The following is a 26,484-nucleotide window of genomic DNA, read 5'->3' on the forward strand; positions in this document are numbered from 1 at the left end:
AGGAGTTAGTCATGGTTAGATTAGAGAAGAACGATCCCTTAATGTTGGCACGCCAGCTACCATTAAAAACGGTTGCCCTGATACTCGCTGGTGGGCGTGGTACCCGTCTGAAAGATTTGACCATCAAACGCGCCAAGCCGGCTGTTCACTTTGGTGGTAAGTTCCGTATCATTGATTTCGCACTCTCCAATTGCCTCAACTCTGGCATCCGCCGCATTGGCGTCATTACGCAGTATCAATCACACACGCTGGTGCAGCATATCCAGCGCGGCTGGTCCTTCTTCAGCGAAGAGATGAATGAGTTTGTCGATCTTCTTCCGGCCCAGCAGCGCGTTCACGGCGAAAACTGGTACCGGGGCACGGCGGATGCGGTGACGCAAAACCTCGATATCATTCGTCGTTATAACGCGGAATACATCGTGATCCTCGCCGGGGATCATATTTACAAGCAAGACTACTCCCACATGCTCATCGACCATGTCGAAAAAGGGGCGCGTTGCACCGTGGCGTGTCTGCCGGTGCCCGTTGCTGAAGCGACGGCGTTTGGCGTAATGCACGTGGATGCGGACGACAAAATTATCGACTTCGTCGAAAAACCTGCAAATCCGCCGACCATGCCGGGAGATGATACGAAGTCACTCGCCAGTATGGGGATCTATGTCTTTGATGCAGATTACCTTTATGAACTGCTCGAAGAAGACGACAAAGACGAAAACTCCAGCCATGACTTTGGCAAAGATATCATCCCGAAAATTACGCAAGCTGGCATGGCGTATGCACATCCCTTCCCGTTGTCCTGCGTGCAATCCGACCCAAATGCGGAACCTTACTGGCGCGATGTGGGAACGCTGGAGGCGTACTGGAAGGCGAACCTCGACCTGGCTTCGGTGACCCCTGAGCTGGATATGTACGATCAGAACTGGCCGATTCGTACTCATATGGAATCGCTGCCGCCAGCCAAATTTGTTCAGGACCGTTCGGGTAGCCACGGTATGACACTGAACTCGCTGGTTTCTGGCGGATGCATTATTTCAGGGTCGGTGGTGGTGCAGTCAGTGCTGTTCCCCCGCGTGCGGATAAATTCATTCTGTAATATTGATTCGGCAGTCTTACTGCCGGATGTCTGGGTAGGACGTTCGTGTCGCCTGCGTCGTTGCGTTATCGACCGCGCCTGTGTCATTCCTGAGGGGATGGTCATTGGTGAAAATGCGGAAGAAGACGCGCGTCGCTTCTACCGTTCGGAAGAGGGAATCGTGTTAGTAACACGGGAAATGTTGCGGAAGCTGCAGATCAAACAGGAGCGATGATGCAGGTTTTACACGTATGTTCTGAGATGTTTCCGTTGTTAAAAACGGGCGGCCTGGCGGATGTTCTTGGTGCATTACCGGCGGCGCAAATCGCCGGAGGGGTGGATACCCGAGTCCTGCTGCCCGCATTTCCGGATATCCGGCGTGGTATTCCTGATGCAAAAGTGGTGACGCGTCGTGAGACTTTTGCCGGGCGCATCACCCTGCTGTTTGGACATTACAACGGCGTTGGGATCTACCTGATTGACGCGCCGCACTTATACGACAGGCCCGGGAGTCCGTATCACGACACCAACCTGTTTGCTTACCCGGACAACGTGCTGCGCTTTGCGTTGCTCGGCTGGGTCGGTGCAGAAATGGCGACGGGGCTGGATCCGTTCTGGCGTCCGGATGTGGTGCACGCGCACGACTGGCACGCCGGGCTTGCCCCGGCGTATCTGGCCGCGCGCGGCCACCCGGCCAGGTCAGTCTTTACCGTGCATAACCTGGCATATCAGGGGATGTACTATGCCCATCACATGCATGAAATCGATCTGCCACTGTCGTTCTATAACATGCACGGGCTGGAGTTTAACGGGCAGATCTCGTTCCTGAAAGCCGGGCTTTACTATGCCGATCATATTACCGCCGTGAGCCCGACTTACGCCCGGGAAATTACCCAGCCGGAGTTTGGTTATGGCCTGGAAGGGCTACTGCGACAGCGGCATCGTGAAGGGCGCCTGTCGGGTATTTTGAACGGTGTGGATGAAAAGATCTGGAGCCCGGAAACCGATCTCCTGCTGGCGTCACGCTATGGCCGTGATTCGGTCGAGGACAAAGCCGAAAACAAGCGCCAGCTGCAAATTGCCATGGGCCTGAAGGTGAACGACAAAGTCCCGTTGTTCGCCGTGGTCAGCCGTCTGACCAGCCAGAAAGGGCTGGATCTGGTGCTGGAAGCCCTGCCCGGACTACTGGAGCAGGGAGGGCAACTGGCTCTGCTCGGCGCGGGCGACCCGGTATTGCAGGAAGGTTTTCTGGCTGCTGCGGCGGAACATCCCGGTCAGGTTGGGGTGCAGATTGGCTATCACGAGGCGTTTTCGCACCGCATTATGGGCGGCGCGGACGTCATCCTGGTGCCAAGCCGTTTCGAACCCTGCGGCCTGACGCAACTCTACGGCCTGAAATACGGCACGTTACCGCTGGTGCGCCGCACGGGTGGGCTGGCTGACACGGTTTCCGACAGCTCTCTGGAAAACCTGGCGGACGGTATCGCCAGCGGGTTTGTGTTTGAAGACAGTAATGCCTGGTCGTTGTTACGGGCGATTCGGCGTGCTTTCGTTTTATGGTCCCGGCCTTCCTTGTGGCGTTATGTTCAGCGCCAGGCGATGAGCATGGACTTTAGCTGGCACGTTGCGGCGCAGTCATACCGCGATCTTTATCAACGCTTGATGTAACAAGGCGGAGTCACTGATATGAATGCACCTTTTAGCTACTCTTCACCCACACTCAGCGTTGAGGCGTTAAAGCACTCTATCGCCTATAAGCTGATGTTCACCATTGGGAAAGATCCGGTCATCGCGAACAAACACGAGTGGCTGAACGCCACCCTGTTTGCCGTGCGTGACCGTTTAGTTGAACGCTGGCTGCGCTCCAACCGTGCCCAGCTCTCACAGGAAACGCGTCAGGTTTATTACCTGTCGATGGAATTTTTGATTGGCCGCACACTTTCCAATGCGCTGTTGTCGCTCGGTATTTATGACGACGTCAAAAACGCCCTGGAAGAGATGGGGTTAGATTTAGAAGAACTGATTGACGAAGAGAATGACCCGGGTCTCGGTAACGGTGGTCTGGGACGCCTTGCAGCCTGCTTCCTGGATTCGCTGGCGACGCTGGCGCTGCCGGGTCGTGGTTACGGCATTCGCTATGACTACGGCATGTTCAAACAGAACATCGTCGACGGACGTCAGAAAGAGTCGCCGGACTACTGGCTGGAGTATGGCAACCCGTGGGAGTTCAAGCGTCACAATACGCGCTACAAAGTGCGCTTCGGTGGACGTATCCAACAGGAAGGGAAAAAATCCCGCTGGGTGGAAACCGAAGAGATCCTGGCCGTGGCCTATGACCAGATCATCCCGGGTTACGACACCGATGCCACCAATACGCTGCGTCTGTGGAGTGCCCAGGCCAGTAGTGAAATTAACCTCGGTAAATTCAACCAGGGTGACTACTTCGCGGCGGTGGAAGATAAAAACCACTCCGAGAACGTGTCCCGCGTGCTGTATCCGGATGACTCGACCTACTCAGGCCGCGAGCTGCGCCTGCGTCAGGAGTATTTCCTTGTCTCCTCAACGGTGCAGGACATCCTTAATCGCCATTATCAACTGCATAAAACCTACGCCAACCTGGCGGAGAAAACCGCGATTCACCTCAACGACACCCACCCGGTGCTCTCTATTCCAGAACTGATGCGCCTGTTGATCGACGAACATAAGTTCAGCTGGGATGATGCGTTTGAAGTGACCTGTCAGGTGTTCTCATATACCAACCACACGCTGATGAGCGAAGCGCTGGAAACCTGGCCGGTGGATATGCTCGGCAAAATCCTGCCGCGCCATCTGCAGATCATCTTTGAGATTAACGATTACTTCCTCAAGACGTTGCAGGAGCAGTACCCGAACGATACCGGCCTGCTGAGTCGTACGTCGATCATTGATGAGTCGAATGGCCGCCGTGTGCGCATGGCCTGGCTGGCAGTGGTGATCAGCCACAAGGTTAACGGAGTGTCCGAACTGCACTCAAACCTGATGGTACAGTCGCTGTTTGCTGACTTTGCGAAGATCTTCCCGACACGTTTTTGCAATGTGACCAACGGCGTGACGCCACGACGCTGGCTGGCGCTGGCCAATCAGCCGCTCTCTGAGGTGCTGGATGAGAATATCGGCCGCACCTGGCGTACCGATTTGAGCCAGTTGAGCGAGCTGGAACAGCACATTGATTTCCCGACGGTCAACAAAGCCGTGCGTGAAGCCAAGTTGCTGAACAAAAAGCGTTTGTCAGTATATCTTGCACTACACCTGAACGTGGTCGCCAACCCGAAAGCGCTGTTCGATGTGCAGATCAAGCGCATCCACGAGTACAAACGTCAGCTCATGAACGTGCTGCATGTGATCACCCATTACAACCGCATCAAGGCCGATCCTACGGCTGAGTGGGTGCCACGGGTGAAGATCTTTGCCGGTAAGGCGGCTTCCGCCTACTACATGGCCAAGCATATCATTCACCTCATCAATGATGTGGCGAAGGTGGTCAACCTGGATCCGGAAATTGGCGATAAGCTGAAGGTAGTGTTCATCCCGAACTACAGCGTAAGCCTGGCGCAGTTGATTATCCCGGCGGCGGATCTCTCAGAGCAGATTTCCACAGCAGGTACGGAAGCGTCCGGCACCAGTAACATGAAGTTTGCCCTTAACGGCGCGCTGACCATTGGTACGCTGGACGGGGCGAATGTCGAGATGCTGGAGCATGTCGGTGCAGATAACATCTTTATCTTCGGTAACACAACGGAAGAGGTCGAAGCGCTGCGTAAGCAGGGTTACTCACCGCGTAAATATTACGAAGAGGATGAAGAGCTACGCCAGGTATTGACGCAAATCGCCACCGGCGTGTTTAGCCCTGAGGAGCCTGGCCGTTATCGTGACCTGGTGGATTCACTGATTAATTTTGGCGATCACTATCAGGTGCTGGCGGATTATCGCAGCTATGTGGATTGCCAGGATAAAGTGGATGAACTGTACCGGCATCAGGAGAAGTGGACCTGTGCCGCGATGCGCAACATCGCCAATATGGGGTATTTCTCGTCAGACAGGACCATCAAAGAGTATGCCGAGACGATCTGGCATATTGATCCGGTAAGGTTGTAAAAACAAAGCCGGGTGGCGGCTACGACTTACCCGGCCTACTCGATCCCGTAGGCCCGGTAAGCGGTAGCGCCACCGGGCTTTTTTTCACGTCAAGATGCTAACGACAGCTCACGCTTTCCCGCATTTTGCAGTAACCACTGCGCCACGCGAGACTGCTGCTCGGCATCCAGCCACATCCCTTCTTTGGTACGACGCCAGATGGCGTCATCCAGGCGGCGAACCCATTCGTGTTCAACCAGATAACGCAACTCGGCTTCGTACAGTTCATGGCCGAAATGTTCGCCCAGATCGGCAATCTCTTTGGCTTCACCGAGGATCCACTCCGTATTACTACCGTAAGTACGGGCATAATGGCGTGCCATCCCTTCGGTGATGAACGGATAGCGGCGACGCAGCTTCGCGGCATAATCATCGCGGTTATCCCCGATATCTCCGCCAGGCAGCACGGCACCTTTGGTCCATGCCGGGCCAATGCCTTTATAGTACGGCACCAGTTTTTCCAGCGCGTGCTCGGCCAGCTTACGATAAGTGGTGAGTTTGCCGCCAAACACCGACAGCAGCGGTGCCTGCCCATCTACGTCGTGAATATCAAGCGTATAGTCGCGGGTGATGGCCTGCGGTGAATCCGATTCGTCATCGCACAGCGGACGCACGCCGGAGTAAGTCCAGACCACATCATTACGAGACAGCTGTTTCTTAAAGTGCGCGTTATACACTTTCAGCAGGTAGTTGACCTCGCTCTCGTCGATCTCAACGTTTTTCGGATCGCCTTTGTACTCCACGTCGGTGGTGCCGATAATCGAAAACTCGTCCATCCACGGGATCACAAACACGATGCGCTTATCTTCGTTCTGCAGAATATAAGCCTGCTTCTGGGTATGTACGCGCGGCACCACAATATGGCTGCCTTTGATCAGGCGAATACCGTATGGCGAAGGCAGGTGCATGCCTTCGTCAAAGAACTGTTTCACCCACGGACCGGTGGCGTTGACCAGGCCGCGTGCTTTCCAGCTGAATTTCTCGCCGGTATCGATGTCTTCCGCGTCGACAATCCACAGACCGTTTTCACGACGAGCAGAGGTCGCGCGGGTGCGGGTTTTCACCTCGCCGCCTTTCTTCACCACCATCTGTGCGTTCGCCAGAACCAGACGAGCATCGTCTACCCAGCAATCGGAATATTCGAATCCGCGCACGATTTCAGGTTTAAGGACCGATTCTGAACCAAAACGCAAACCGTTCGAACCCGGCAGACTGGTGCGTTTACCCAGGTGATCGTACATAAACAGACCGATTCGGATCATCCAGGCCGGACGCAGATGCGGGCGATGGGGCAGGCGGAAACGCATCGGAATCGCCAGATGCGGTGCCATTTTCAACAATACTTCACGTTCAGCCAGCGCTTCGCTGACCAGGCGGAATTCGTAGTGTTCCAGGTAGCGCAGGCCACCGTGAATCAGTTTGGAGCTGGCGGACGACGTCGCGCAGGCGAGATCGTTAGCTTCCAGCATCAGTACGGATAATCCGCGTCCTGCGGCATCGACCGCAATACCGGCACCGTTGATGCCACCGCCTATCACAATCAGATCTTTGGTTTCCATAACACCCTCATGCACTTTCGTTAAAGCTCAGAAATGTTCGATATCGCTCATAATAGCAAAGGAACGCGCTTTTGGTAACATCAAAAAAACAATTTAGAGTGATATGGATAACATAATGGCGTTTACCCGCCGCCAGGACGTACACTACGGGGTAAAATAGTGCCGTTGACCAATGTAAAGAGAACACCATGGATCAGTTTGAATGTATTAACGTAGAAGAAGCCCACCAGAAGATGCACCAGGGAACGGCGGTGCTGGTGGACATTCGCGACCCGCAGAGTTTTGCGATGGGCCACACGCCGGGCGCGTTCCATCTCACCAACGACACGCTGGGCGCGTTTATGCGCGATAACGACTTCGAGACGCCGGTGATGGTCATGTGCTACCACGGCAACAGCAGTAAAGGTGCGGCGCAGTACCTGATTCAGCAAGGCTACGATGCGGTGTACAGCGTCGACGGTGGATTCGATGCATGGCATCGCCATTTCCCGGCAGAAGTTGAGTACGCGTTTGAGCGCTGATCCCGCTATACTGTCCCCTTTTGTGTGGAAATAAGCGACCGCTACCCATGTTGATGATCACCTCTTTTACCAACCCGCGTGTCGCCCAGGCGTTTGTCGACTACATGGCGACGCAGGGTGTTATTCTGACCATCCAGCAACATACTCAGACTGATGTCTGGCTGGCCGACGAGAGCCAGGCAGGGCGGGTAAACGAGGAGCTGGCGCGTTTTCTTGAGAACCCCGGCGACCCGCGCTATCTGGCCGCCAGCTGGCAATCTGGCCAGACGGGCAGTGGGTTGCATTATCGTCGTTTTCCTTTCTTTGCCACCGTGCGTGAACGTGCAGGGCCGTTTACGCTACTGCTGATGGCGGCCTGTATTGTCGTCTTTATCATTATGAACGTGGTGGGTGACCAGAGCGTGATGATCGCTCTGGCGTGGCCGTACGATCCCTCTCTGGAGTTTGATGTCTGGCGCTACTTTACCCACGCGCTGATGCACTTCTCGGCGATGCACATCCTCTTTAACCTGCTGTGGTGGTGGTATCTCGGCGGTATCGTTGAGAAGCGGCTCGGCAGCGGCAAGCTGATCGTTATCACCATTATTAGCGCCCTGCTGAGCGGCTATGTGCAGCATAAATTCAGCGGTCCGTGGTTCGGTGGGCTGTCTGGCGTGGTATACGCCCTGATGGGCTACGTCTGGCTTCGCGGGGAGCGCGACCCGGAAAGCGGCATCTATTTACAACGCGGGCTAATAACCTTTGCGTTAATATGGCTAATTGCCGGATGGTTTGATCTGTTTGGTATGTCTATCGCCAATGGTGCACACGTCACTGGCCTGGTTGTCGGGTTGGCAATGGCCTTTGCCGACACGCTCCATGCGCGAAAACGAACATAATTCTCAGGGATAATTGATGAAACAAACACAACGTCATGACGCCATTATCGAACTGGTAAAAAAACAGGGATACGTCAGTACTGAAGAGCTGGTTGAGCAGTTTGCCGTCAGCCCGCAAACCATCCGTCGTGATCTGAACGATCTGGCCGATCAGAACCGTATTCTGCGCCACCACGGCGGGGCGGCGTTGCCGTCCAGCTCGGTCAACACCTCCTGGCACGATCGTAAAGCCACGCAGACGGCAGAGAAAGAACGCATTGCCCGCAAGGTCGCCAGCCAGATCCCGAACGGGGCGACGCTGTTTATTGATATCGGCACCACACCGGAAGCGGTCGCCCATGCGCTGCTGGGTCATGAGAACCTGCGCGTGGTCACCAACAACCTGAACGTCGCCAACACCCTGATGCAGAAAGACGATTTCCGCATTATCCTCGCGGGCGGCGAACTGCGCAGCCGCGACGGCGGGATTATCGGCGAAGCGACCCTCGACTTTATCTCTCAGTTCCGCCTCGATTTTGGCATTCTCGGGATCAGCGGCATCGACAGCGACGGCTCGCTGCTGGAGTTTGATTATCACGAGGTGCGTACCAAGCGTGCGATTATTGAAAACTCACGTCATGTGATGCTGGTGGTAGACCATTCGAAGTTTGGCCGTAATGCGATGGTAAACATGGGCAGCATCAGCATGGTGGATGCGGTGTATACAGACGTGATGCCGCCGGCGGGCGTGATGCAGGTGATTAAAGATAATAATTTGCAGTTAGAGCTGTGCTAAGAAACCTTTCTCCCTCTCCCTGTGGGAGAGGGCCGGGGTGAGGGCATCAGGCCGCACCAAACCTAAACTCCGTACCCCATCATCTTCAACAATCGCTGCGCATGCTGCACTGCATCCTGACGATGCGCCACGCCCAGCTTTTGATACAGGTTGCGGATATGCGTTTTGATGGTGGTCGCCGCCACCGCCAGTTCACCCGCAATTTGTTCATTGCTGTAGCCGGAGTAGATCAGCCCCAGTACCTGCCATTCACGCTGGGTGAGCGGGCTGGTGCGGATAAGCTCCGGTACTTCCGGGTGGTTCAACAGACGTTCGACAAAGTTCTCATCGAAATGCGCAAACTTATGGCGATGGTGCTGGTTGATTTCGCGCAGAATACGTTGAGCGCGATGCTGATCCAGCTCCGGCAGCGTATTAAGCTGAATCAACTGACGCAGCTGCTGCGCCATCACTTCACCTTCAATCACAAAGTGGCTGATAAACCCGGTGCGGTTCGCGAGTTGCAGCGCCTCCAGCAGTACACGCTGAGCATCATTTTTACGACCCGCCTGCCAGTAGAGCTGGTTCAGCAGCAGCAGGTTGCGGTTGAGATCGCTCATCAGACGCAGGCCGCGCGCGTTCTCGTTCAGCTCTTCCAGCACAATCTCCGCGGGCTCTAATTCACCGAGCAGGATCTGCGCGCGGGCAATGTTGCGCCACTGGCTCTGCAGGAAGTGGTTGTTAGCAAATTCCGGTTTTGGCGTCTGACGCAGCCAGTTGGCGGCGGATTTTTTATCGCCTGTCATTTGCCAGTAAATCACCCGGACCTTATCGGCGTTCGATACCCAGTCGCTATGATACTGACCGTTGCCCAGCAGGTTTTCGAGACGGTTAAGATGATTACGGGCGTTATCGAGATCGCCACGCGCCAGCGAACACTGCACCAGCAGCGCCAGACACTGCAACTGTTGCTGCGGCTGGAAGCCAGAAAGCACGTCCACACCCTGGCGGGCGCAACTTTCAGCTTCATCCAGACGTGACCATGCCCACAGGAGCTGAGCGCGAATACGCAACAGGAACTCGTGCATCGGCAACTGTTCCAGGTGCTGTTCCCGAATCAGCTGGAAGGCTTTTTCCTGATTTTCCCAGGCAGCCTGCAGGAACCCCTGAGCGAACAGAATTTCGCTTTGCTGGATCAGGCTCCACAACGCGTAGTGCCAGACATCATGGCGCCGTGCCATTTGTTCCGTTTGCTGCATCAGCGAAAGGGAGCGCGTCAGCTCGCCTTTGCAGTGCAGCACTTCACCGTGTACCGACGTGGCAACGATCCGGCTGTAGAAGTTGGCCAGCGGCAGTTCATCCAGTGCGACCATCGCCAGGCGTTCGGCTTCATCCGGGTCGCCGTCGTTAATCGCCACCTGGGCCCGCAGGGCGTTAAATTCACCGTGCAGGGGCGTGTCCATGTTGCTTTCCATCTCCTGCTCCGCACGTGCCAGCAGGGTATTCACTTCGCTATAGCGATGTTGGCTCTGCATCAGCCAGGCCTGCAGCAACACCAGACGCGGGTTCTCCAGCAGACTTTCCCACGGCAGCGCTTTGAGGGATTCTTCAAGCAACGTCAGCTCGCTGTGGTTGAACAAGCCCCACGCATGGTTGAGGAGAATATCACGCAGCATGTTGGCATCGCCTGCGGCCAGCGCATGGTGGATCGCCTCGCTCGGGAAGCCTTGTGCCATCCAGCTTTCGGCGGCAGCGCGATGAATTTCCGGCAGTTCAACCGCAAGCTCCCACTGGCAACGCTGGCGCAGGAAACTGCCAAACAGCGGATGGTAGCTGAACCATTCGCCGGGATCGTCCATACGCGTCAGGAACAAGCCCTGACGTTCAATTTCTTCAAGCTGTAGCTGGCCGTTTTCGCAGCCCGTCACGCGCACAATCAGCGCGTCGTTCATGGAACGCAGCAGGGAGCTTTTCAGCAGGAAGTTACGGGTAGACGGATCGACGCTGTCCAGCACCTCATCCACAAGATAATCAGAAAGATGGCTGGCATTGATCCCTGCCAGTCGACGCGCTGACTGATGCGCCGGGCTGTTGTTTTGCCGGGCAGAGAGGGCAATTAACTGCAATGCAGTGGCCCAGCCTGCGACATCGTCACACATCCGGCTGCTTTCTGATGCCTCAATGGGGGAGGTCAGACGGCAGTCAAAGAACTGTTTCGCTTCCTGATGAGTAAAAGCCAGCTGCTGGCTGCCCACTTCCAGAAGTTGATCGCGCACGCGCAGGTTGGCAATACCCAACTGCGGCAGGTTGCGTGACAGTACCACCAGGGTCAGGTTTTCCGGTTGATGGCGCAGGAAGAAACGCATCGACTCATGGATCACAGGGTTAGTGATGAGATGGTAATCATCAATCACCACATACAGCGGGCGATGCCATTCGGCCAGTTCAATAAACAACTGAGAGAAAAGGGAGGACAGGCTGGCGTACTGGTGCTTTTGCACCATCACCTCACTGGCGACGCAGTGTCCATTGGTGGCCTGTTGAATAGCGGCAATCAAATAGCTGGCAAAACGCTCTTGCTGGTTATCGCCCTCATCAAGGGAGTACCAGCCAAGATCGCTCTTACCTGCGGCCCATTGCGAAATGAGCGTTGTTTTTCCATAGCCTGCAGGGCTCGTAACCAGCGCCAGTCGGAAATTATGCGCGCCGGAAAGTTTAGCCAACAGGCGCTCGCGGACCACTGTATGGTCAAGGCGAACCGGGCGACTTAATTTAGACGGAATCAACATAGGTTTCACTTCACTGTGGGGAACGAGAGATTTTATTTTTTTTGCGCTTCGTAATTAATACGATATAAGGTCGGCCAGAAAGAGAACTATTGCAAGTTATGTCTGGATTTGGTGGCTCTGAATTTGCACTCTGTCACAAAACATTCAGACAGATGATGGAACTTTCTGGAATGGGCTTTAACGCCGCGTCAATGCTGGCTTGTATGGTTCTGGTACGGCTGCGCTGAAACTGGTTTCAGAAAGGGATAGTGACGTCAAATGTAATAAAGTTCGGGTAAAATTATAAGTGATTAATAATCTCCTTAGTTATTACCCGATTGCAGAAATATTATTCTACGTAAGTAATCATTTCAGAGGGGTTTAATTAACCCCCGAAACTGCATTTCATTTCTTTGACATTCTCCCCGGTTACTTTTTTATCTTCAGGGCACACTCGAACTATGCTCTGAGAGTGGCCTCGATCACATTTTTATGCTCATCCCCGCTACTCCTCCCTGTCTAATCCCCCACAGGAGGAGGAAGAGGTGAAATGAGCCAGGCACACTAGCGCCAACTTGTGTTTTCTTTCTAAAGGATGCCGATCCCCTATGTCACAGCCTACCTTCAACAAAGCTCAATTCCAGGCTGCCCTGACGCGTCAGTGGCAGCGTTTTGGCCTTCATGCGGCAAACGAAATGACGCCTCACCAGTGGTGGCAGGCGGTGAGTGGTGCGCTCGCGGAACAGCTGGATGCTCAGCCTTTGGCAAAGCCGGTGAAAAACCAGCGACACGTGAACTACATCTCGATGGAATTCCTGATTGGCCGTCTGACGGGCAACAACCTGCTGAACCTTGGCTGGTATCAGGACGTTGGTGATGTGCTCAAAGAGCATGACATTAATCTTACCGACCTGCTGGAAGAAGAGATTGATCCCGCGCTGGGTAACGGTGGACTGGGACGTCTGGCTGCCTGCTTCCTTGACTCCATGGCAACCGTTGGCCAGTCAGCAATTGGCTATGGTCTCAACTACCAGTACGGCCTGTTCCGTCAGTCATTTGCCGATGGTCATCAGATGGAAGCGCCGGACGACTGGCACCGCAATACTTACCCGTGGTTCCGCCATAACGCGCAGCTGGATGTGCAGGTCGGGATTGGCGGGAAAGTGACGAAGGAGGGGCTCTGGGAACCGGCATTCACCATTACTGGCGAGGCCTGGGATCTGCCAGTACTGGGTTACCGTAACGGTGTGGCGCAGCCTCTGCGTCTGTGGCAGGCGAAGCACGCGCATCCGTTCAACCTGACCAAATTCAACGACGGCGATTTCCTGCGCGCTGAACAGCAGGGTATCGACGCCGAGAAGCTGACAAAAGTCCTCTACCCGAACGACAACCATCTGGCGGGTAAAAAACTGCGTCTGATGCAGCAGTACTTCCAGTGTGCCTGTTCCGTGGCGGATATCCTGCGTCGTCATCATCTGGCGGGCCGCAAGCTGGCGCAGCTGCCTGATTTCGAAGTGATTCAGCTCAACGATACACACCCGACGATCGCAATCCCGGAACTGCTGCGCGTGCTGATCGACGAGCATCAGCTGAGCTGGGATGACGCCTGGGCGATTACCAGCCGCACCTTCGCTTACACCAACCACACCCTGATGCCAGAAGCGCTGGAGTGCTGGGACGAGAAGCTGGTGAAAACACTGCTACCGCGTCATATGCAGATCATCAACAAGATTAACGACAACTTTAAAGTGCTGGTGAAAAAGACCTGGCCTGGCGACAAAGAAGTCTGGGCGAAGCTGGCAGTGGTTCATGACAAACAGGTGCGCATGGCGAACATGTGTGTGGTAAGCGGCTTTGCCGTAAACGGTGTGGCAGCGCTGCACTCGGATCTGGTGGTAAAAGATCTGTTCCCGGAATATCACCAGCTGTGGCCGACCAAATTCCACAACGTGACCAACGGCATCACGCCGCGTCGCTGGATCAAGCAGTGCAACCCACTGCTGGCAGGGCTGCTGGACAAAACCCTGAAAAAAGAGTGGGCCAACGATCTGGACCAGCTCATCAACCTGGAAAAATACGCCGACGACGCGAAATTCCGCGAGCAGTATCGTGCGATCAAGCGGGAAAACAAAGTTCGCCTGGCAGCGTTTGTCAAAGCGCGTACCGGAATTGAGATCAACCCGAATGCCATTTTCGACATTCAGATCAAACGCCTGCACGAGTACAAACGTCAGCACCTGAATCTGCTGCACATTCTGGCGCTGTACAAAGAGATCCGCGAGAATCCGAAAGCCGATCGCGTACCACGCGTGTTCCTGTTCGGTGCGAAAGCGGCGCCGGGCTACTACCTGGCGAAAAACATTATTCTGGCAATCAACAAGGTTGCTGAAGCCATCAACAACGATCCGAAAGTCGGCGACAAGCTGAAGGTCGTATTCCTGCCAGATTACTGCGTCTCGGCGGCTGAAATGCTGATCCCGGCGGCAGATATCTCCGAGCAGATTTCTACGGCGGGTAAAGAAGCATCCGGTACCGGCAACATGAAGCTGGCGCTTAACGGCGCGCTGACGGTTGGCACACTGGACGGTGCAAACGTCGAAATCGCCGAGAAAGTGGGTGAAGAGAATATCTTTATCTTCGGTCATACCGTGGAAGAAGTGAAAGCCATCAAGGCCAAGGGCTACGACCCGGTGAAATGGCGTAAGAAAGATAAAGTGCTCGATGCGGTGCTGAAAGAGCTGGAAAGCGGTAAATACAGCGACGGCGACAAGCATGCGTTTGACCAGATGCTGCACAGCATGGACAAGCATGGCGGTGACCCGTATCTGGTGATGGCGGACTTCACAGCCTATGTCGACGCACAAAAACAGGTTGATGTTCTGTATCGCGACCAGGAAGCCTGGACCCGGGCGTGCATTCTGAATACCGCCCGCTGCGGTATGTTCAGCTCTGACCGCTCAATTCGTGATTATCAGGCCCGTATCTGGCAGGCAAAACGCTAAGGAAGCGCGATGGAGAGTAAACGTCTGGACAGCGCCGCGCAGGCGGCGGGGATCAGCCTCAGTTACATTAATGCTCACGGCAAACCGCAGTCTATTGGCGCAGACACCAAAAGACGTTTGCTGGATGCCATGCACAAAACCGACGCGAAAGCGTCGGTTGCGCCGGTGCCGAATGTGAATGTTTTCACTTCAGGCAAAAAGATGTCGCTTGCGGTGGAGGGGCGTGGTGAATTTAGCTGGCTGCTCACCACCGAAGAGGGGCATCAGCACAAAGGCCATGCCACCGGCGGCAAAATGCTAAACCTTCCGGCAAAACTGCCGGAGGGCTATCACACCTTAACGCTCACTCAGGACGACCAGCGATACCCTTGTCGGGTGATTGTGGCGCCAAAACGTTGCTATGAACCGCAGGCGTTGCTTGAAGGTAAAAAGCTGTGGGGCGCCTGCGTGCAGCTCTACACGTTGCGTTCCGACAGCAACTGGGGCATCGGTGATTTTGGTGACCTGAAAAAAATGCTGGCATCGGTGGGGGAGCGCGGCGGCGCATTTATTGGTCTTAACCCTATTCACGCTCTCTATCCGGCCAACCCGGAAAGTGCCAGCCCGTATAGCCCGTCGTCCCGTCGTTGGCTGAACGTCATCTACATCGACGTTAACGCGCTAGATGACTTCAAAAACAACAAAGAAGCCCAGGCATGGTGGAAACTTCCGACCACCCAGCAGATGCTGAAACAGGCTCGTGACGCGGAATGGGTTGATTACTCGACGGTTACCTCGCTGAAGATGGCGGCTTTACGCCTGGCGTGGAAAAGTTTTGCCCGGCGCGATGATGAGCAGATGGCGGCTTTTCGTCAGTTTGTTACCCAGGAGGGGGAAAGCCTTTACTGGCAGGCGGCATTTGACGCATTGCACGCATACCAGGTGAAAGAGGATGAAATGCGCTGGGGCTGGCCGGTATGGCCGCAAGCGTATCAATCTGTTGATACCCCGGAAGTGAAGGCGTTCTGTAAGAAACATGCAGACGAGGTGGATTTCTACCTGTGGCTGCAGTGGCTGGCGTACAGCCAGTTTGCTGCCTGCTGGCAGGTAAGTCAGGGTTACAAGATGCCAATTGGCCTGTATCGTGACCTGGCCGTGGGTGTGGCTGAAGGCGGGGCGGAAACATGGTGTGACCGTGAGCTTTACTGCCTGAAGGCCTCTGTAGGCGCACCGCCTGATATCCTTGGCCCGCTCGGTCAGAACTGGGGCTTACCGCCGATGGATCCGCATGTGATGGCGGCGCGTGCTTACGAGCCGTTTATCGACCTGCTGCGCGCTAACATGCAGAACTGCGGGGCACTGCGTATCGACCATGTGATGTCCGTGCTGCGTCTGTGGTGGATCCCATACGGTGAAACGGCGGACCACGGGGCGTATGTGCAGTATCCGGTTGACGATCTACTGTCAATTCTGGCGCTGGAAAGTAAGCGCCATCAGTGCATGGTGATCGGTGAAGATCTGGGTACTGTGCCAGTGGAGATTGTCAGTAAACTGCGTGATAGCGGTGTGTATTCCTATAAAGTGCTCTATTTTGAAAACGACCATGAGAAAACCTTCCGCGCGCCGAAAGCGTACCCTGAACAGTCAATGGCAGTCGCGACGACGCATGATCTTCCTACGCTGCGTGGCTATTGGGAAAGCGGTGATCTGACGCTCGGCAAAACGCTGGGGCTGTATCCTGATGAAGAGGTGTTACGCGGTCTGTATCAGGATCGCGAGCTGGCGAAACAGGGCTTGCTGGATGCGTTGCATAAGCATGGCTGTCTGCCGAAACGTGCCGGGCATAAGGCGTCGCTGATGGCGATGACCCCGACGCTCAACCGTGGCTTGCAGCGCTATATTGCTGACAGCAACAGTGCCCTGCTGGGTCTGCAACCGGAAGACTGGATTGATATGGCCGGGCCGGTGAACATTCCGGGAACCAGCTATCAGTACAAGAACTGGCGTCGCAAGTTGTCCGTGAGTCTTGAGAAGATGTTTGCCGATGATGGGGTGAACAAGCTGATTAAGGATTTGGATAAGCGCAGAAGAGCAGTAGTGAAGAAGAAATAAAAAAGAACCCGCCAGTTGGCGGGTTCTTTTTTTTTACATCAGATAACCATATTCAACAGCAGAACCCCGACCAGACCACATACTGAAATAATGGTTTCCAGCGCAGACCAGGACTTGATGGTTTCACCGATAGTCAGGTTGAAGTACTCCTTGAACAGCCAGAAGCCCGGATCGTTTACGTGAGAGAAAATCACGCTACCGGAACCGACTGCGATAACCATCAGCTCAGGGCTAACACCCGTCGTGGCAATCAGCGGTGCAACGATACCACCGGCGGTGATGGCGGCCACGGTCGCAGAACCGAGTGCAATACGCAGAACCGCGGCGATAGACCAGGCCATCAGGAGCGGTGACACGTTAGTTTCATGCATCATGGCCGCGATGTATTTATCCACGCCGCTGTCGACCAGTACCTGCTTGAACGCACCGCCACCACCGATGATCAGGAGCATCATGGCAATGATTTTGATGGAGGAGGTCAGCGTGTCGTTGATCTGATCCATTGAACGACCACGGTTCAGACCGAAGGTGAACATCGCGATCAATACCGCGATCAGGGTTGCCATCACCGGGTCGCCCAGGAACTCCGCAACTGACAGGAACGGGTGACCTTTCGGCAGGATCATCTCTGCCACGGCACGCATCGCCATCAGGATAACCGGCACCAGAGAGGTCCAGACGCTGACGCCAAAGCCAGGCATCTCTTCTTCGGCGAAGGTTTTTGCGCTGTACAGACCTTCCGGGATTGGCTTATCAATGCCTTTCAGGAAGCGGGCATAAACAGGGCCAGCCAGGATCACTGTTGGGATAGCGAGAATTGTGCCGAACAGCAGCGTTTTACCCATATCGGCGTGGAAGATGGTCGCGATAGCGGTTGGACCCGGGTGCGGTGGCAGGAAGCCGTGCGTGACGGACAGCGCAGCGGCCATTGGTACACCGACATACAGCAGAGGGATGTTTGCCGCCGCCGCAATGGTGAACACCAGTGGCAGCATCAGCACAAAGCCCACTTCATAGAACAGCGCGAAACCGACGGTAAAACCGGTTAAAACCACCGCCCACTGGATGTTTTTCTTACCAAATTTGGCAATCAGCGTGGTGGCAATACGTTGAGCACCACCGCAGTCCGCCAGCATTTTACCGAGCATGGCACCGAAGCCCATGATCAACGCCAGGCTGCCGAGTGTCCCGCCGACACCGGCTTTAATGGAGCTGATGACTTTCACCAGCGGCATCCCTTGCATCAGACCGACTGCAAGTGCCACCAGAACCAAAGCGATAAATCCGTTCATTTTGAAACGGATCATCAAGAGCAGTAATAACACAACACCGATAGCAACGATGACTAATGGCATGATTTACCTGGCCTTTGAATTGTTATGGGTAACGTCATTGTTTCAACGACAAATTCCGCTTGTCCCAACTGGGAACAGAGTGATTACGGCACTAGTACTGATACCTTGGAAACCAATAAGTTTAGTCGGCTGTTATGAGAGTGCTTAGTGCCCACGAGAATGATACGGGTAACATGGTGTGATTGAGAATCACCCTGAGAGGCTAAATTTGTATTATGAGACGCAGGTCAACATATGGAGGGAATGAAGGGGGAGAAGCGAGGCCCGGTAAGCATAGCGCCACCGGGCGATACAGACGGGCACTGAATCAGTAGTAAGAGTGCTCGCCGCGCTGGTGTTCGGTCAGATCACGCACGCCTTTCAGTTCCGGGAATTCGTTCAGCAGCTGCTTTTCGATCCCTTCTTTCAGGGTCACATCGACCATGGAACACCCGTTACAGCCGCCGCCAAACTGCAGAATGGCGAAGCCTTCGTCAGTGATTTCCATCAGGGAAACACGACCACCGTGGCCCGCCAGCTGTGGGTTGATCTGGGACTGCAGAAGATACTCTACGCGCTCCATCAGCGGTGCATCGTCTGCCACTTTACGCATTTTCGCGTTCGGCGCTTTCAGAGTCAGCTGAGAACCCAGCTGGTCGGTGACGAAGTCGATCTCCGCATCTTCAAGATACGGTGCGCTCAGCTCATCAACGTAGGCGGTGAGCTGTTCAAATTTAAGGGCAGTGTCAGTTGCTTCTACCGCATCCGGCGGACAATAAGAGACACCACATTCTGCATTCGGAGTGCCTGGATTGATCACAAACACGCGGATCTGCGTCCCTTCTTCCTGATTTGCCAGCAGTTTGGCAAAGTGCGCTTGTGCAGAATCGGAAATACGGATCATAGCTTTGGCCTAATAGTTGACTAAATTACCTGGGTATAATCATACGCCCATTGAAGAAGGGCTACAAGGTACGGCACAGACACCATACCTGAACCGACGCGGCGCCGCTTCGCAAAAGCAGTCGGGAAAGTTCAGCAACGGTACTGCCTGTGGTGACGACATCATCCACAATCGCGATATGGAGGCCTTTGACCGCTAATTCAAGGCGAAAGGCATTTTTGAGGTTTCTTTTGCGAAGTCGGGCGTTGAGCTGGTGCTGGATGGCGGTGGCATGGACACGCGTGATTGCGGCGGCATCATACTCACAGCCGAGCCAGCGGGCGAGTGGTCGACAGAGCAGGTCACTCTGGTTGTAGCCGCGCCGCCAGTGTCGGCGTCGGTATAAGGGGACATTCACCACCCTGTCGATTCTCGGCAGTGTGCGGCTACGCCGAGCCTGTAACACCGCCAGCAATAACAGGCGGGCGAGGGGTTGCGCCAGCGAACTCTGGCCGGAAAACTTCAGGGCGTGAATGAGCCTGCTCAACGGTGGAACATAATCATCCACCGCCACCAGTGCGTTCCACGGCGGGGATTTTTTCAGGCAGCGGCCACAGGGTATATGTCGGCTCGTGGCCGGTAAACCACATTGTGGGCAGACCGTGAGACGTCCTTCCAGCGACCGCGTACAGACGGAACAGATCCCCCACCCACTGAGTGCAAGTGGCATTTGGCATAGCCAGCACAAGCCGGGCACTGTTAGCATGTGCAACCTCCATGTGAAATAAAGAGAACAGTAACTGATGAAGACGCTGTGGTGGCAGACTGTAGGGACAGGAAATTGCCATCTTGTGCTGCTGCACGGATGGGGCCTGAATGCGGAAGTATGGAATTGCATAAACGAGGAACTGGCCTCGCATTTCACGCTGCATCTGGTGGATTTACCGGGTTTTGGTCGCAGCCGTGGTTTTGGCCCTATGTCGCTTGATGAGATGGCGCAGCAGGTTTTGGCCGCCGCACCACAAAACGCCGTCTGGCTGGGCTGGAGCCTGGGCGGGCTGGTGGCGAGCCAGATTGCGCTCACCCGACCTGAACGCGTGAGCGCGCTGGTGACTGTGGCCTCGTCGCCATGCTTTAGTGCGCAAGCGTCGTGGCCGGGTATAAAACCGGATGTGCTGGCGGGCTTCCAGCAACAACTGAGCGAAGATTTCCAGCGGACCGTTGAACGGTTCCTCGCATTGCAAACGATGGGAACCGAAACCGCTCGTCAGGATGCGAGAGCGCTGAAGCAGACCGTGCTTTCCCTGCCGATGCCGGATGTTGAGGTGCTTAACGGTGGTCTTGAGATCCTGAAAACGGTTGACCTGCGTGAACCGCTGTCTGCGCTGACGATGCCGCATCTGCGTATCTATGGCTACCTCGACGGACTGGTTCCACGGAAAGTGGTTCCATTGCTGGATTCACTCTGGCCGGAAAGTGAATCGCAGGTTATTGCCAAAGCGGCGCATGCCCCGTTTATCTCTCATCCGGCGGAGTTTTGTTCAGCGCTCGTTGCGTTAAGTCAACGTTTAGACTGATTAATTTCCATCCAGCCTGGAAAAAGTCATACACCGCAACCATACTCCAGATGTCGTTGCGGTGGTTCTGCCTACGACAATCAAAACAACAATCCTAAGGAGAGTCAGGCTATGAAACTTGTTACAGGTATTGTCACTTCTCTGGTTATTGGGTCACTTTCATTTGGCGTCTTTGCGGCAAAAGAGCTGGAAAAAGATAAAGTTGCCGGGATGAATCTGACCAAAATTGGTGAGATTTCTACGTCTGACACCACCGCGCCGATGGACGCTCGCAGAGAGTTGTCGAAAAAGGCGGATGAACTGGGCGGGACGTACTACGTGGTGACCAGTGCGAATAAAGATACAAAAAACGTGCGCGCAACGGCGGACGTCTATAAGTAATACGATAAAGCCGGGCATCTCTGCCCGGCTTTATTAACGCAAAGCCCACCACTCCCTGAGGCAGGCCTTACCTTCCGGGCAGCTTTTACAACTGCCAGAGAGACAACCTTCCGCTTCTTCCTGAATCCGCACGGCTTTCCCCATGGCTTCCAGCCTTTCCAGCATGGCATCGATCATCGGTTGCGGCGTATGCAGGCTGAGGCTCAGCTGTTTCGCCTCCATCCGCCCTTGTAATGCCAGCAGATCACGAACCTGAATCAACGATGCCATGGCTTACTCCTTAGTGACAGTCACCCGCCGGGCTGCTGCAACAAGTGGCGGCGGTTTTACGGTTTGCCAGCAGGTCGATATCGACGCGGCTGCGTGCCCGGCGTAGCAGACTGATAACTAACACGTTAAACAGGACAACTGCCAGAATACAGACCAGGCTGTAACGCGGGTGCTGGCTAAAGTTAACGGTCTGGTAAAAGAGCGTCGCCAACGAGTAAGCAATGTTTAACCCCCACAGAATGGAGAATCCCATCCAGCCACGGCTGGACTCACGGGAAATCGCCCCCATCACGGAGATGCACGGAATATAGAGCAGGACAAAGATGAGGTAGCTGTAAGCTGCGGACTCGCTGCCAAACTTCTCACTCATCACGCCCATCGCACCCGTCGCCATTTCACCGTCGCCTTTGCTGGCTTCAATGGGGTTTGCCAGTACGCTCAGGCTGAAGGTGTCTTTCAGGCTCTGCCAGGTTTCCTCTACCGCACCCAACAGTTCGTTACCGAGGTGAAACTCTGCCGGATTAAATTCCTGCTCCTGAATGTTCTCAGCGGTGTAAAGCGTGTTCAGGGTGCCGACAACCACCTCTTTTGCCATCGCACCGGTGAACAGCCCGACGGTTGCCTGCCAGTTATCCTCATGCACGCCAATCGGTTTGAAGACCGGCGTGATGACGCGGCTGACGGAGGCAAGAGCAGAATCGTTGATGTTATCTGCTGCTTGTCCACTCAGGGTGAAGCTGTTCAGCGCGCTCAGGAAAATACTGACGATGACGATCACTTTACCCGCGCGCAGCACAAAGCCTTTCAGGCGTTGCCAGGTCTGGATCGCCAGGCTCTTAAGATGTGGCACGTGATAGACCGGCAGCTCCATGACAAAGGGTGACGCTTCGCCACGCATAATAGTGTGTTTCAGCATTAAACCGGTCAGGATCGCCATCACAATGCCCAGCACGTACAGCGAGAAGACTGCCAGCGCCCCTTGCTGACCAAAGAAGGCTGCCGCAAAGACCGCAAAGATGGCCAGGCGCGCACCGCAGGACATAAACGGCGCCATCATGATGGTCATCAGACGTTCACGCGGTGCATCCAGGGTACGTGCGCCCATCACCGACGGTACATTACAGCCGAAGCCAACAATCAGCGGGACGAAGGATTTGCCCGGCAGACCAAGAGCCTGCATCAGACGGTCCATGACAAACGCCGCGCGCGCCATGTAACCGGAATCCTCCAGGAAGGAGAGGAACAGATACATCATGCCGATTTGCGGCACCAGTGGCAGAACGGTGTTGATACCGCCACCGATCCCCTGGGCCAGGAAAATGGTTAGCCATTCCGGGAAGTGCAGGGTGTAACCCACCCACTGAATACCGTGTACGAAGACCGCGACGGAACCCGCATCGAAAATAGGCTGCAGCGCGCCACCGATGTTAATGGCAAGCAGGAACATTATGTACATCACCAGCAGGAAGATCGGCAAACCCAGGAAACGGTTAAGCACAATCTTGTCTACCGCAGCGGTAAAACGACTCGGTTCCGCCGTGAGGGCGTTACTGACAACGTCGCAAATCGAGGCAATTGCCTGGTAACGTGCATCGGCGATGTGCAGGGCCGGGTCATCCAGCTCGTCGCTAAGACGGGCGATTGTGACATCCAGTTTATCTGCCGCATGCCCGGCGTATGCACGGCTGTAGATATCCCCTTCCAGCATCTGCAGGCCGAGCCACAGACGCTGTTTTGCGGGCATGCTTTTGTCCATTTCCTCTGCCAGCAGACCGGCTTCGCGCAGAAGTGGTTGTGCGTAATGCACCAGCTCAACGTCGCGATTCCCCGCATGACGGTCAATCGCCAGCTTCAGGGCATCAATGCCGCGAGCACGCGTCGACACCAGTGGAACCACCGGGCAACCCAGGCGCGCTGAGAGAGCATCGACGTCGATGCGCAGCTTCTGTTTCTCTGCAATGTCGAGCATGTTAAGCGCCACGATGCAGGGAATACCCAGTTCCAGCAGTTGCAGCGTCAGATAGAGGTTACGCTCAAGATTGGAAGCATCGACCACGTTGATCAGGAGATCCGCGTCGCCGCCAAGAATATAGTGACAGGCAATCTGCTCATCGAGCGAAGTTTGCGACGAAATCGTGGTTAAGGAATAGGTGCCGGGAAGGTCAACCAGTGTGACCTGGTTGTCTGTTGTCGTGAACTGGCCTTCTTTACGCTCAACCGTCACACCTGCCCAGTTACCCACGCGCTGACGCGCCCCGGTTAACTGGTTAAATAACGTGGTCTTGCCGGAATTTGGATTACCAATTAAGCCAATAGTTAATTTTTTCATTTTAGTAGACTCACTGAAACCGCTGGCTTGTTATTGAGATAAGGCTTCGACTTCTATTAATGCGAGGTCTTTCTTACGCAGCACCAAATTCACGCGGCGGGTTTCGATATGAACGGGATCACCTAACGGGGCAACGCGCACGACCTGGAAAGACGAGCCGGGTAGCATGCCCAGCGACAGCAGCTTTTGCCGATAGGCTGGGCTAATTTCACGGGTAAAACCGGTAATTTTCCATGCACTGTCTGGAGTGAATTGCATAATGCCTGATCCCACGAAGGTTAAATAATCTACTATGCGATGATAATGAGAATAGTTTGTATCAGCAATAATAAAACTGTGACGGAATGTTGTTTGCGGGATTAATTTACGGCCTGTTTGACCTTGCTCAATATTTGCTGAATATGCGGCGACGAGAGAAGCGGCCTATTTGTTAATGGCGTGCTAATTATTGGTTTAAATAAAGGAGTGAGAGAATAAACCGTACTGCGCGATCCCCTCTCCCCTGTGGGGAGAGGGTGAGAGGTTAGCGTTTTTTACCCATCGCGGCCGCCAGCGCATCCATCATCGCGCTGTTGCCTGCAGGCTGAGTATCACGTCCACGCGGTTTCGCGGTTTTCGCGGCCGGGCGCTGCTGCTCGCGGCCACCGCCATTGCCGCTACGGCGTGCGTTGGTTTCGCCTGGTTGTTCATCCAGACGCATGGTCAGGGCAATTCGTTTGCGCTGTAAATCCACTTCCAGCACTTTGACCTTCACGATATCGCCCGCTTTGACCACGGTATGCGGGTCTTCCACGAACTTGTCAGCGAGGGACGAGATATGGACCAGGCCATCCTGATGCACGCCGATATCCACAAATGCGCCAAAGTTGGTGACGTTGGTCACCGCACCTTCCAGCACCATGCCTGGCAACAGGTCGTTCATGGTCTCGATGCCGTCGGCAAAGGTCGCGGTTTTGAACTCAGGACGTGGATCGCGGCCCGGTTTTTCCAGCTCTTTGATGATGTCAGTGACGGTTGGCACACCAAATTTATCGTCGGTGAAATCCGCGGCTTTCAGGTTGCGCAGCGCACTGTTATCACCCATCAGGTCTTTCAGTGCCTGTTGAGTGGCAGCCAGAATGCGTTCTACCACCGGGTACGCTTCCGGGTGAACGGTTGAGGCATCCAGCGGGTTATCACCGTGGTTGATGCGCAGGAAGCCCGCACACTGCTCAAAGGCTTTCGGTCCCAGACGGCTCACCTTCAGCAGTTGCTGACGGTTCTGGAACTGACCGTTCTCATCACGCCAGGCGACGATGTTCTGCGCCATCATGCGGGTTAAGCCTGCAACACGGGTCAACAGGGGAACTGAGGCGGTATTCAGGTCTACACCGACGGCGTTTACGCAGTCTTCCACCACCGCATCTAGCTTACGGGCGAGCTGAGTCTGGCTCACGTCGTGCTGATACTGGCCCACACCGATGGATTTCGGGTCAATCTTCACCAGTTCTGCCAGCGGATCCTGCAGACGACGAGCGATAGAGACCGCGCCGCGCAGAGAAACGTCCAGGTCCGGGAACTCCTGCGCCGCCAGTTCAGATGCGGAATAGACGGATGCCCCCGCTTCACTGACGATCACTTTCTGCGCCGTTACTTTCGGGAACTGCTTCTGCACGTCGAGGTAGAAACGTTCGGTTTCGCGGGACGCCGTACCGTTGCCGATAGCAACCAGCTCCACGTTGTATTTCTCGCACAGTGCCGCCACTGCGACAGCCGCTTTCGCTGCCTGGCCGGTGTGTGGATAGATGGTGTCGGTTGCCACCAGCTTACCGGTGCCGTCAACTACCGCCACTTTTACGCCTGTACGCAGACCCGGATCGAGACCCATGGTGGCGCGAAGGCCCGCCGGGGCGGCCATCAGCAGGTCGTGCAGGTTGCGGGCAAACACATTGATCGCTTCGTCTTCGGCGCGCTCGCGCACGGTGCCCATCAGCTCGGTTTCGAGGTGCATCAGCACTTTTATACGCCACGTCCAGCTCACCACGCCTTTACGCCAGCTGTCTGCCGGGGCGTTGTTCAGACGCAGGCCGAGGTGATCGATGATGATCTGCTCGCAGTGGCTCTCTTTCGGCGGTTCGTCAAACTGCGGGTCGGCATTCAGGGAAAGCTGCAGCACGCCTTCGTTGCGGCCGCGGAACATTGCCAGCGCACGGTGAGACGGGGTCGTTGAAATCGGTTCGTGGTGATCGAAGTAGTCTCGGAATTTCGCACCTTCGTCCTCTTTACCCGCGACGACGGTCGAGACGATGTGGGCATTCTTCCACAGGTAATCACGTACTTTGGCGAGCAGGGCGGCGTCTTCTGCAAAGCGTTCCATCAGAATATAACGCGCGCCGTCGAGGGCGGCCTTGGTGTCCGCGACGCCTTTGTCAGCGTCGATGAATTTCGCCGCTTCGGTATCTGGATCGTGGGAAGGTTCGTTCCACAGCAGGTCGGCCAGCGGCTCAAGACCCGCTTCAATCGCAATCTGCCCGCGCGTGCGGCGCTTTGGTTTGTACGGCAGATAGAGGTCTTCGAGTTCGGTTTTGCTCAGGGTACCGTTAATAGCGCTTTCCAGCTCGCTGGTCAGTTTACCCTGTTCGCCGATGGATTTGAGGATCGCCTGACGACGTTCTTCCAGTTCGCGCAGATAACCCAGACGGGTCTCCAGGTTACGCAGCTGTGTGTCATCCAGACCGCCGGTGACTTCCTTACGATAACGTGCAATAAACGGCACGGTGTTCCCTTCATCAAGCAGGCGAACGGCAGCTTCTACCTGTTCGGCTCTGGCCTGAAGTTCACCCGCAATAATGCGGCAGAGCGAATCTTTCATCATGGCTTTATCATCTTGTGGGTCAAAAATCAGGGGATAGT

Annotated in this window: 19 protein-coding genes; 10 read left to right on the forward strand and 9 right to left on the reverse strand. The window is 55.1% G+C overall.

Annotated elements, in window-relative coordinates:
- Positions 1-11: 11 nt before the first annotated feature.
- The 3 genes from glgC to glgP are packed head-to-tail and all read left to right on the forward strand — an operon-like array spanning position 12 to position 5,206.
- Entirely contained in the window at positions 12-1,307 is a 1,296-nt protein-coding gene (gene glgC / locus WB237_RS19545) for a glucose-1-phosphate adenylyltransferase (RefSeq protein WP_049005379.1), read from the forward strand.
- The gene (gene glgA, locus WB237_RS19550) at positions 1,307-2,740 is read left to right on the forward strand and encodes a glycogen synthase GlgA (protein ID WP_028018042.1); all 1,434 of its coding nucleotides are present in this window, start codon (positions 1,307-1,309) and stop codon (positions 2,738-2,740) included. The genes glgC and glgA overlap by 1 nt, the downstream gene beginning before the upstream one ends.
- A gap of 18 nt (positions 2,741-2,758) precedes the next feature.
- Positions 2,759-5,206, forward strand: coding sequence for a glycogen phosphorylase (glgP, locus tag WB237_RS19555; RefSeq protein WP_336215580.1), 2,448 nt, complete (start codon positions 2,759-2,761; stop codon positions 5,204-5,206).
- 89 nt (positions 5,207-5,295) lie between these two features.
- Here the strand turns inward: glgP and glpD are convergent, their stop codons facing one another.
- Positions 5,296-6,804 (reverse strand): glycerol-3-phosphate dehydrogenase, encoded by a 1,509-nt coding sequence (glpD, locus tag WB237_RS19560; RefSeq protein WP_028018040.1) that lies wholly within the window; start codon positions 6,802-6,804, stop codon positions 5,296-5,298.
- A gap of 188 nt (positions 6,805-6,992) precedes the next feature.
- Here glpD and glpE point away from each other — a divergent pair, with 188 nt between their 5' ends.
- From glpE to WB237_RS19575, 3 genes are read left to right on the forward strand one after another with little or no spacing between them, the layout of a single operon-like run.
- Positions 6,993-7,325 carry a thiosulfate sulfurtransferase GlpE gene (gene glpE / locus WB237_RS19565; RefSeq protein WP_114979336.1) on the forward strand — a complete coding sequence of 111 codons (333 nt, stop codon included), beginning with the start codon at positions 6,993-6,995 and terminating at the stop codon, positions 7,323-7,325.
- Positions 7,326-7,372: 47 nt separating this feature from the next.
- Positions 7,373-8,203, forward strand: a complete 831-nt coding sequence (glpG, locus tag WB237_RS19570; protein WP_336215583.1) for a rhomboid family intramembrane serine protease GlpG — start codon at positions 7,373-7,375, stop codon at positions 8,201-8,203.
- Between the two features lie 16 nt (positions 8,204-8,219).
- On the forward strand, positions 8,220-8,978 hold the full coding sequence (locus WB237_RS19575; protein ID WP_248352029.1) for a DeoR/GlpR family transcriptional regulator: 759 nt from the start codon (positions 8,220-8,222) through the stop codon (positions 8,976-8,978).
- Between the two features lie 62 nt (positions 8,979-9,040).
- On the opposite strand, the gene malT is transcribed toward WB237_RS19575, so the two are convergent.
- Complete coding sequence (gene malT, locus WB237_RS19580) at positions 9,041-11,746, reverse strand: HTH-type transcriptional regulator MalT (protein WP_336215588.1); 2,706 nt, start codon at positions 11,744-11,746, stop codon at positions 9,041-9,043.
- 587 nt (positions 11,747-12,333) lie between these two features.
- Here malT and malP point away from each other — a divergent pair.
- Positions 12,334-14,727 carry a maltodextrin phosphorylase gene (malP, locus tag WB237_RS19585; RefSeq protein WP_028018037.1) on the forward strand — a complete coding sequence of 798 codons (2,394 nt, stop codon included), beginning with the start codon at positions 12,334-12,336 and terminating at the stop codon, positions 14,725-14,727.
- A 9-nt stretch (positions 14,728-14,736) separates the two neighbouring features.
- A complete protein-coding gene (gene malQ / locus WB237_RS19590) occupies positions 14,737-16,818 on the forward strand; it encodes a 4-alpha-glucanotransferase (protein WP_336215591.1) in 2,082 nt (693 codons plus the stop codon).
- 38 nt (positions 16,819-16,856) lie between these two features.
- Here the strand turns inward: malQ and gntT are convergent, their stop codons facing one another.
- From gntT to gntX, 3 genes are all read right to left on the reverse strand, one after another.
- The gene (gene gntT / locus WB237_RS19595) at positions 16,857-18,173 is read right to left on the reverse strand and encodes a gluconate transporter (protein WP_336215593.1); all 1,317 of its coding nucleotides are present in this window, start codon (positions 18,171-18,173) and stop codon (positions 16,857-16,859) included.
- Positions 18,174-18,480: 307 nt separating this feature from the next.
- Positions 18,481-19,056 (reverse strand): Fe-S biogenesis protein NfuA, encoded by a 576-nt coding sequence (gene nfuA, locus WB237_RS19600; RefSeq protein WP_028018035.1) that lies wholly within the window; start codon positions 19,054-19,056, stop codon positions 18,481-18,483.
- Positions 19,057-19,117: 61 nt separating this feature from the next.
- Entirely contained in the window at positions 19,118-19,801 is a 684-nt protein-coding gene (gntX, locus tag WB237_RS19605; protein ID WP_336215596.1) for a DNA utilization protein GntX, read from the reverse strand.
- A gap of 37 nt (positions 19,802-19,838) precedes the next feature.
- Between gntX and bioH the strand changes: the two genes are divergently transcribed.
- Positions 19,839-20,612, forward strand: a complete 774-nt coding sequence (gene bioH / locus WB237_RS19610; protein ID WP_336215598.1) for a pimeloyl-ACP methyl ester esterase BioH — start codon at positions 19,839-19,841, stop codon at positions 20,610-20,612.
- A gap of 111 nt (positions 20,613-20,723) precedes the next feature.
- Positions 20,724-20,993, forward strand: a complete 270-nt coding sequence (locus tag WB237_RS19615; protein ID WP_237995682.1) for a YdgH/BhsA/McbA-like domain containing protein — start codon at positions 20,724-20,726, stop codon at positions 20,991-20,993.
- Positions 20,994-21,026: 33 nt separating this feature from the next.
- Here WB237_RS19615 and feoC read toward each other — a convergent pair whose 3' ends face one another.
- The 4 genes from feoC to WB237_RS19635 all read right to left on the reverse strand — a co-directional run bounded on the left by feoC (position 21,027) and on the right by WB237_RS19635 (position 26,446).
- Positions 21,027-21,263, reverse strand: coding sequence for a [Fe-S]-dependent transcriptional repressor FeoC (gene feoC, locus WB237_RS19620; protein ID WP_041911908.1), 237 nt, complete (start codon positions 21,261-21,263; stop codon positions 21,027-21,029).
- A 10-nt stretch (positions 21,264-21,273) separates the two neighbouring features.
- A complete protein-coding gene (feoB, locus tag WB237_RS19625) occupies positions 21,274-23,592 on the reverse strand; it encodes a Fe(2+) transporter permease subunit FeoB (protein WP_336215603.1) in 2,319 nt (772 codons plus the stop codon).
- A 30-nt stretch (positions 23,593-23,622) separates the two neighbouring features.
- Positions 23,623-23,850: a ferrous iron transporter A gene (feoA, locus tag WB237_RS19630; RefSeq protein WP_010436417.1), complete on the reverse strand. Its 228-nt coding sequence runs from the start codon at positions 23,848-23,850 to the stop codon at positions 23,623-23,625.
- 265 nt (positions 23,851-24,115) lie between these two features.
- Positions 24,116-26,446 (reverse strand): Tex family protein, encoded by a 2,331-nt coding sequence (locus tag WB237_RS19635; protein WP_336215605.1) that lies wholly within the window; start codon positions 26,444-26,446, stop codon positions 24,116-24,118.
- Between the last annotated feature and the right edge of the window lie 38 nt (positions 26,447-26,484).

It is taken from the genome of Enterobacter sp. P82, from assembly GCF_037053385.1.
In the GTDB taxonomy this organism is placed as follows: Bacteria; Pseudomonadota; Gammaproteobacteria; order Enterobacterales; family Enterobacteriaceae; genus Enterobacter.

What these genes read in the sequence shown, in the direction of transcription:
- gntX (WP_336215596.1), bottom strand. Translation starts at nt 19,801, where the DNA reads ATGCTAACAGTGCCCGGCTTGTGCTGGCTATGCCAAATGCCACTTGCA.
- WB237_RS19615 (WP_237995682.1), top strand. Translation starts at nt 20,724, where the DNA reads ATGAAACTTGTTACAGGTATTGTCACTTCTCTGGTTATTGGGTCACTT.
- glgC (WP_049005379.1), top strand. Translation starts at nt 12, where the DNA reads ATGGTTAGATTAGAGAAGAACGATCCCTTAATGTTGGCACGCCAGCTA.
- glgA (WP_028018042.1), top strand. Translation starts at nt 1,307, where the DNA reads ATGCAGGTTTTACACGTATGTTCTGAGATGTTTCCGTTGTTAAAAACG.
- glpE (WP_114979336.1), top strand. Translation starts at nt 6,993, where the DNA reads ATGGATCAGTTTGAATGTATTAACGTAGAAGAAGCCCACCAGAAGATG.
- malQ (WP_336215591.1), top strand. Translation starts at nt 14,737, where the DNA reads ATGGAGAGTAAACGTCTGGACAGCGCCGCGCAGGCGGCGGGGATCAGC.
- nfuA (WP_028018035.1), bottom strand. Translation starts at nt 19,056, where the DNA reads ATGATCCGTATTTCCGATTCTGCACAAGCGCACTTTGCCAAACTGCTG.
- feoB (WP_336215603.1), bottom strand. Translation starts at nt 23,592, where the DNA reads ATGAAAAAATTAACTATTGGCTTAATTGGTAATCCAAATTCCGGCAAG.
- WB237_RS19635 (WP_336215605.1), bottom strand. Translation starts at nt 26,446, where the DNA reads ATGATGAAAGATTCGCTCTGCCGCATTATTGCGGGTGAACTTCAGGCC.
- feoC (WP_041911908.1), bottom strand. Translation starts at nt 21,263, where the DNA reads ATGGCATCGTTGATTCAGGTTCGTGATCTGCTGGCATTACAAGGGCGG.
- WB237_RS19575 (WP_248352029.1), top strand. Translation starts at nt 8,220, where the DNA reads ATGAAACAAACACAACGTCATGACGCCATTATCGAACTGGTAAAAAAA.
- bioH (WP_336215598.1), top strand. Translation starts at nt 19,839, where the DNA reads ATGAAGACGCTGTGGTGGCAGACTGTAGGGACAGGAAATTGCCATCTT.
- feoA (WP_010436417.1), bottom strand. Translation starts at nt 23,850, where the DNA reads ATGCAATTCACTCCAGACAGTGCATGGAAAATTACCGGTTTTACCCGT.
- malT (WP_336215588.1), bottom strand. Translation starts at nt 11,746, where the DNA reads ATGTTGATTCCGTCTAAATTAAGTCGCCCGGTTCGCCTTGACCATACA.
- malP (WP_028018037.1), top strand. Translation starts at nt 12,334, where the DNA reads ATGTCACAGCCTACCTTCAACAAAGCTCAATTCCAGGCTGCCCTGACG.
- glpD (WP_028018040.1), bottom strand. Translation starts at nt 6,804, where the DNA reads ATGGAAACCAAAGATCTGATTGTGATAGGCGGTGGCATCAACGGTGCC.
- gntT (WP_336215593.1), bottom strand. Translation starts at nt 18,173, where the DNA reads ATGCCATTAGTCATCGTTGCTATCGGTGTTGTGTTATTACTGCTCTTG.
- glpG (WP_336215583.1), top strand. Translation starts at nt 7,373, where the DNA reads ATGTTGATGATCACCTCTTTTACCAACCCGCGTGTCGCCCAGGCGTTT.
- glgP (WP_336215580.1), top strand. Translation starts at nt 2,759, where the DNA reads ATGAATGCACCTTTTAGCTACTCTTCACCCACACTCAGCGTTGAGGCG.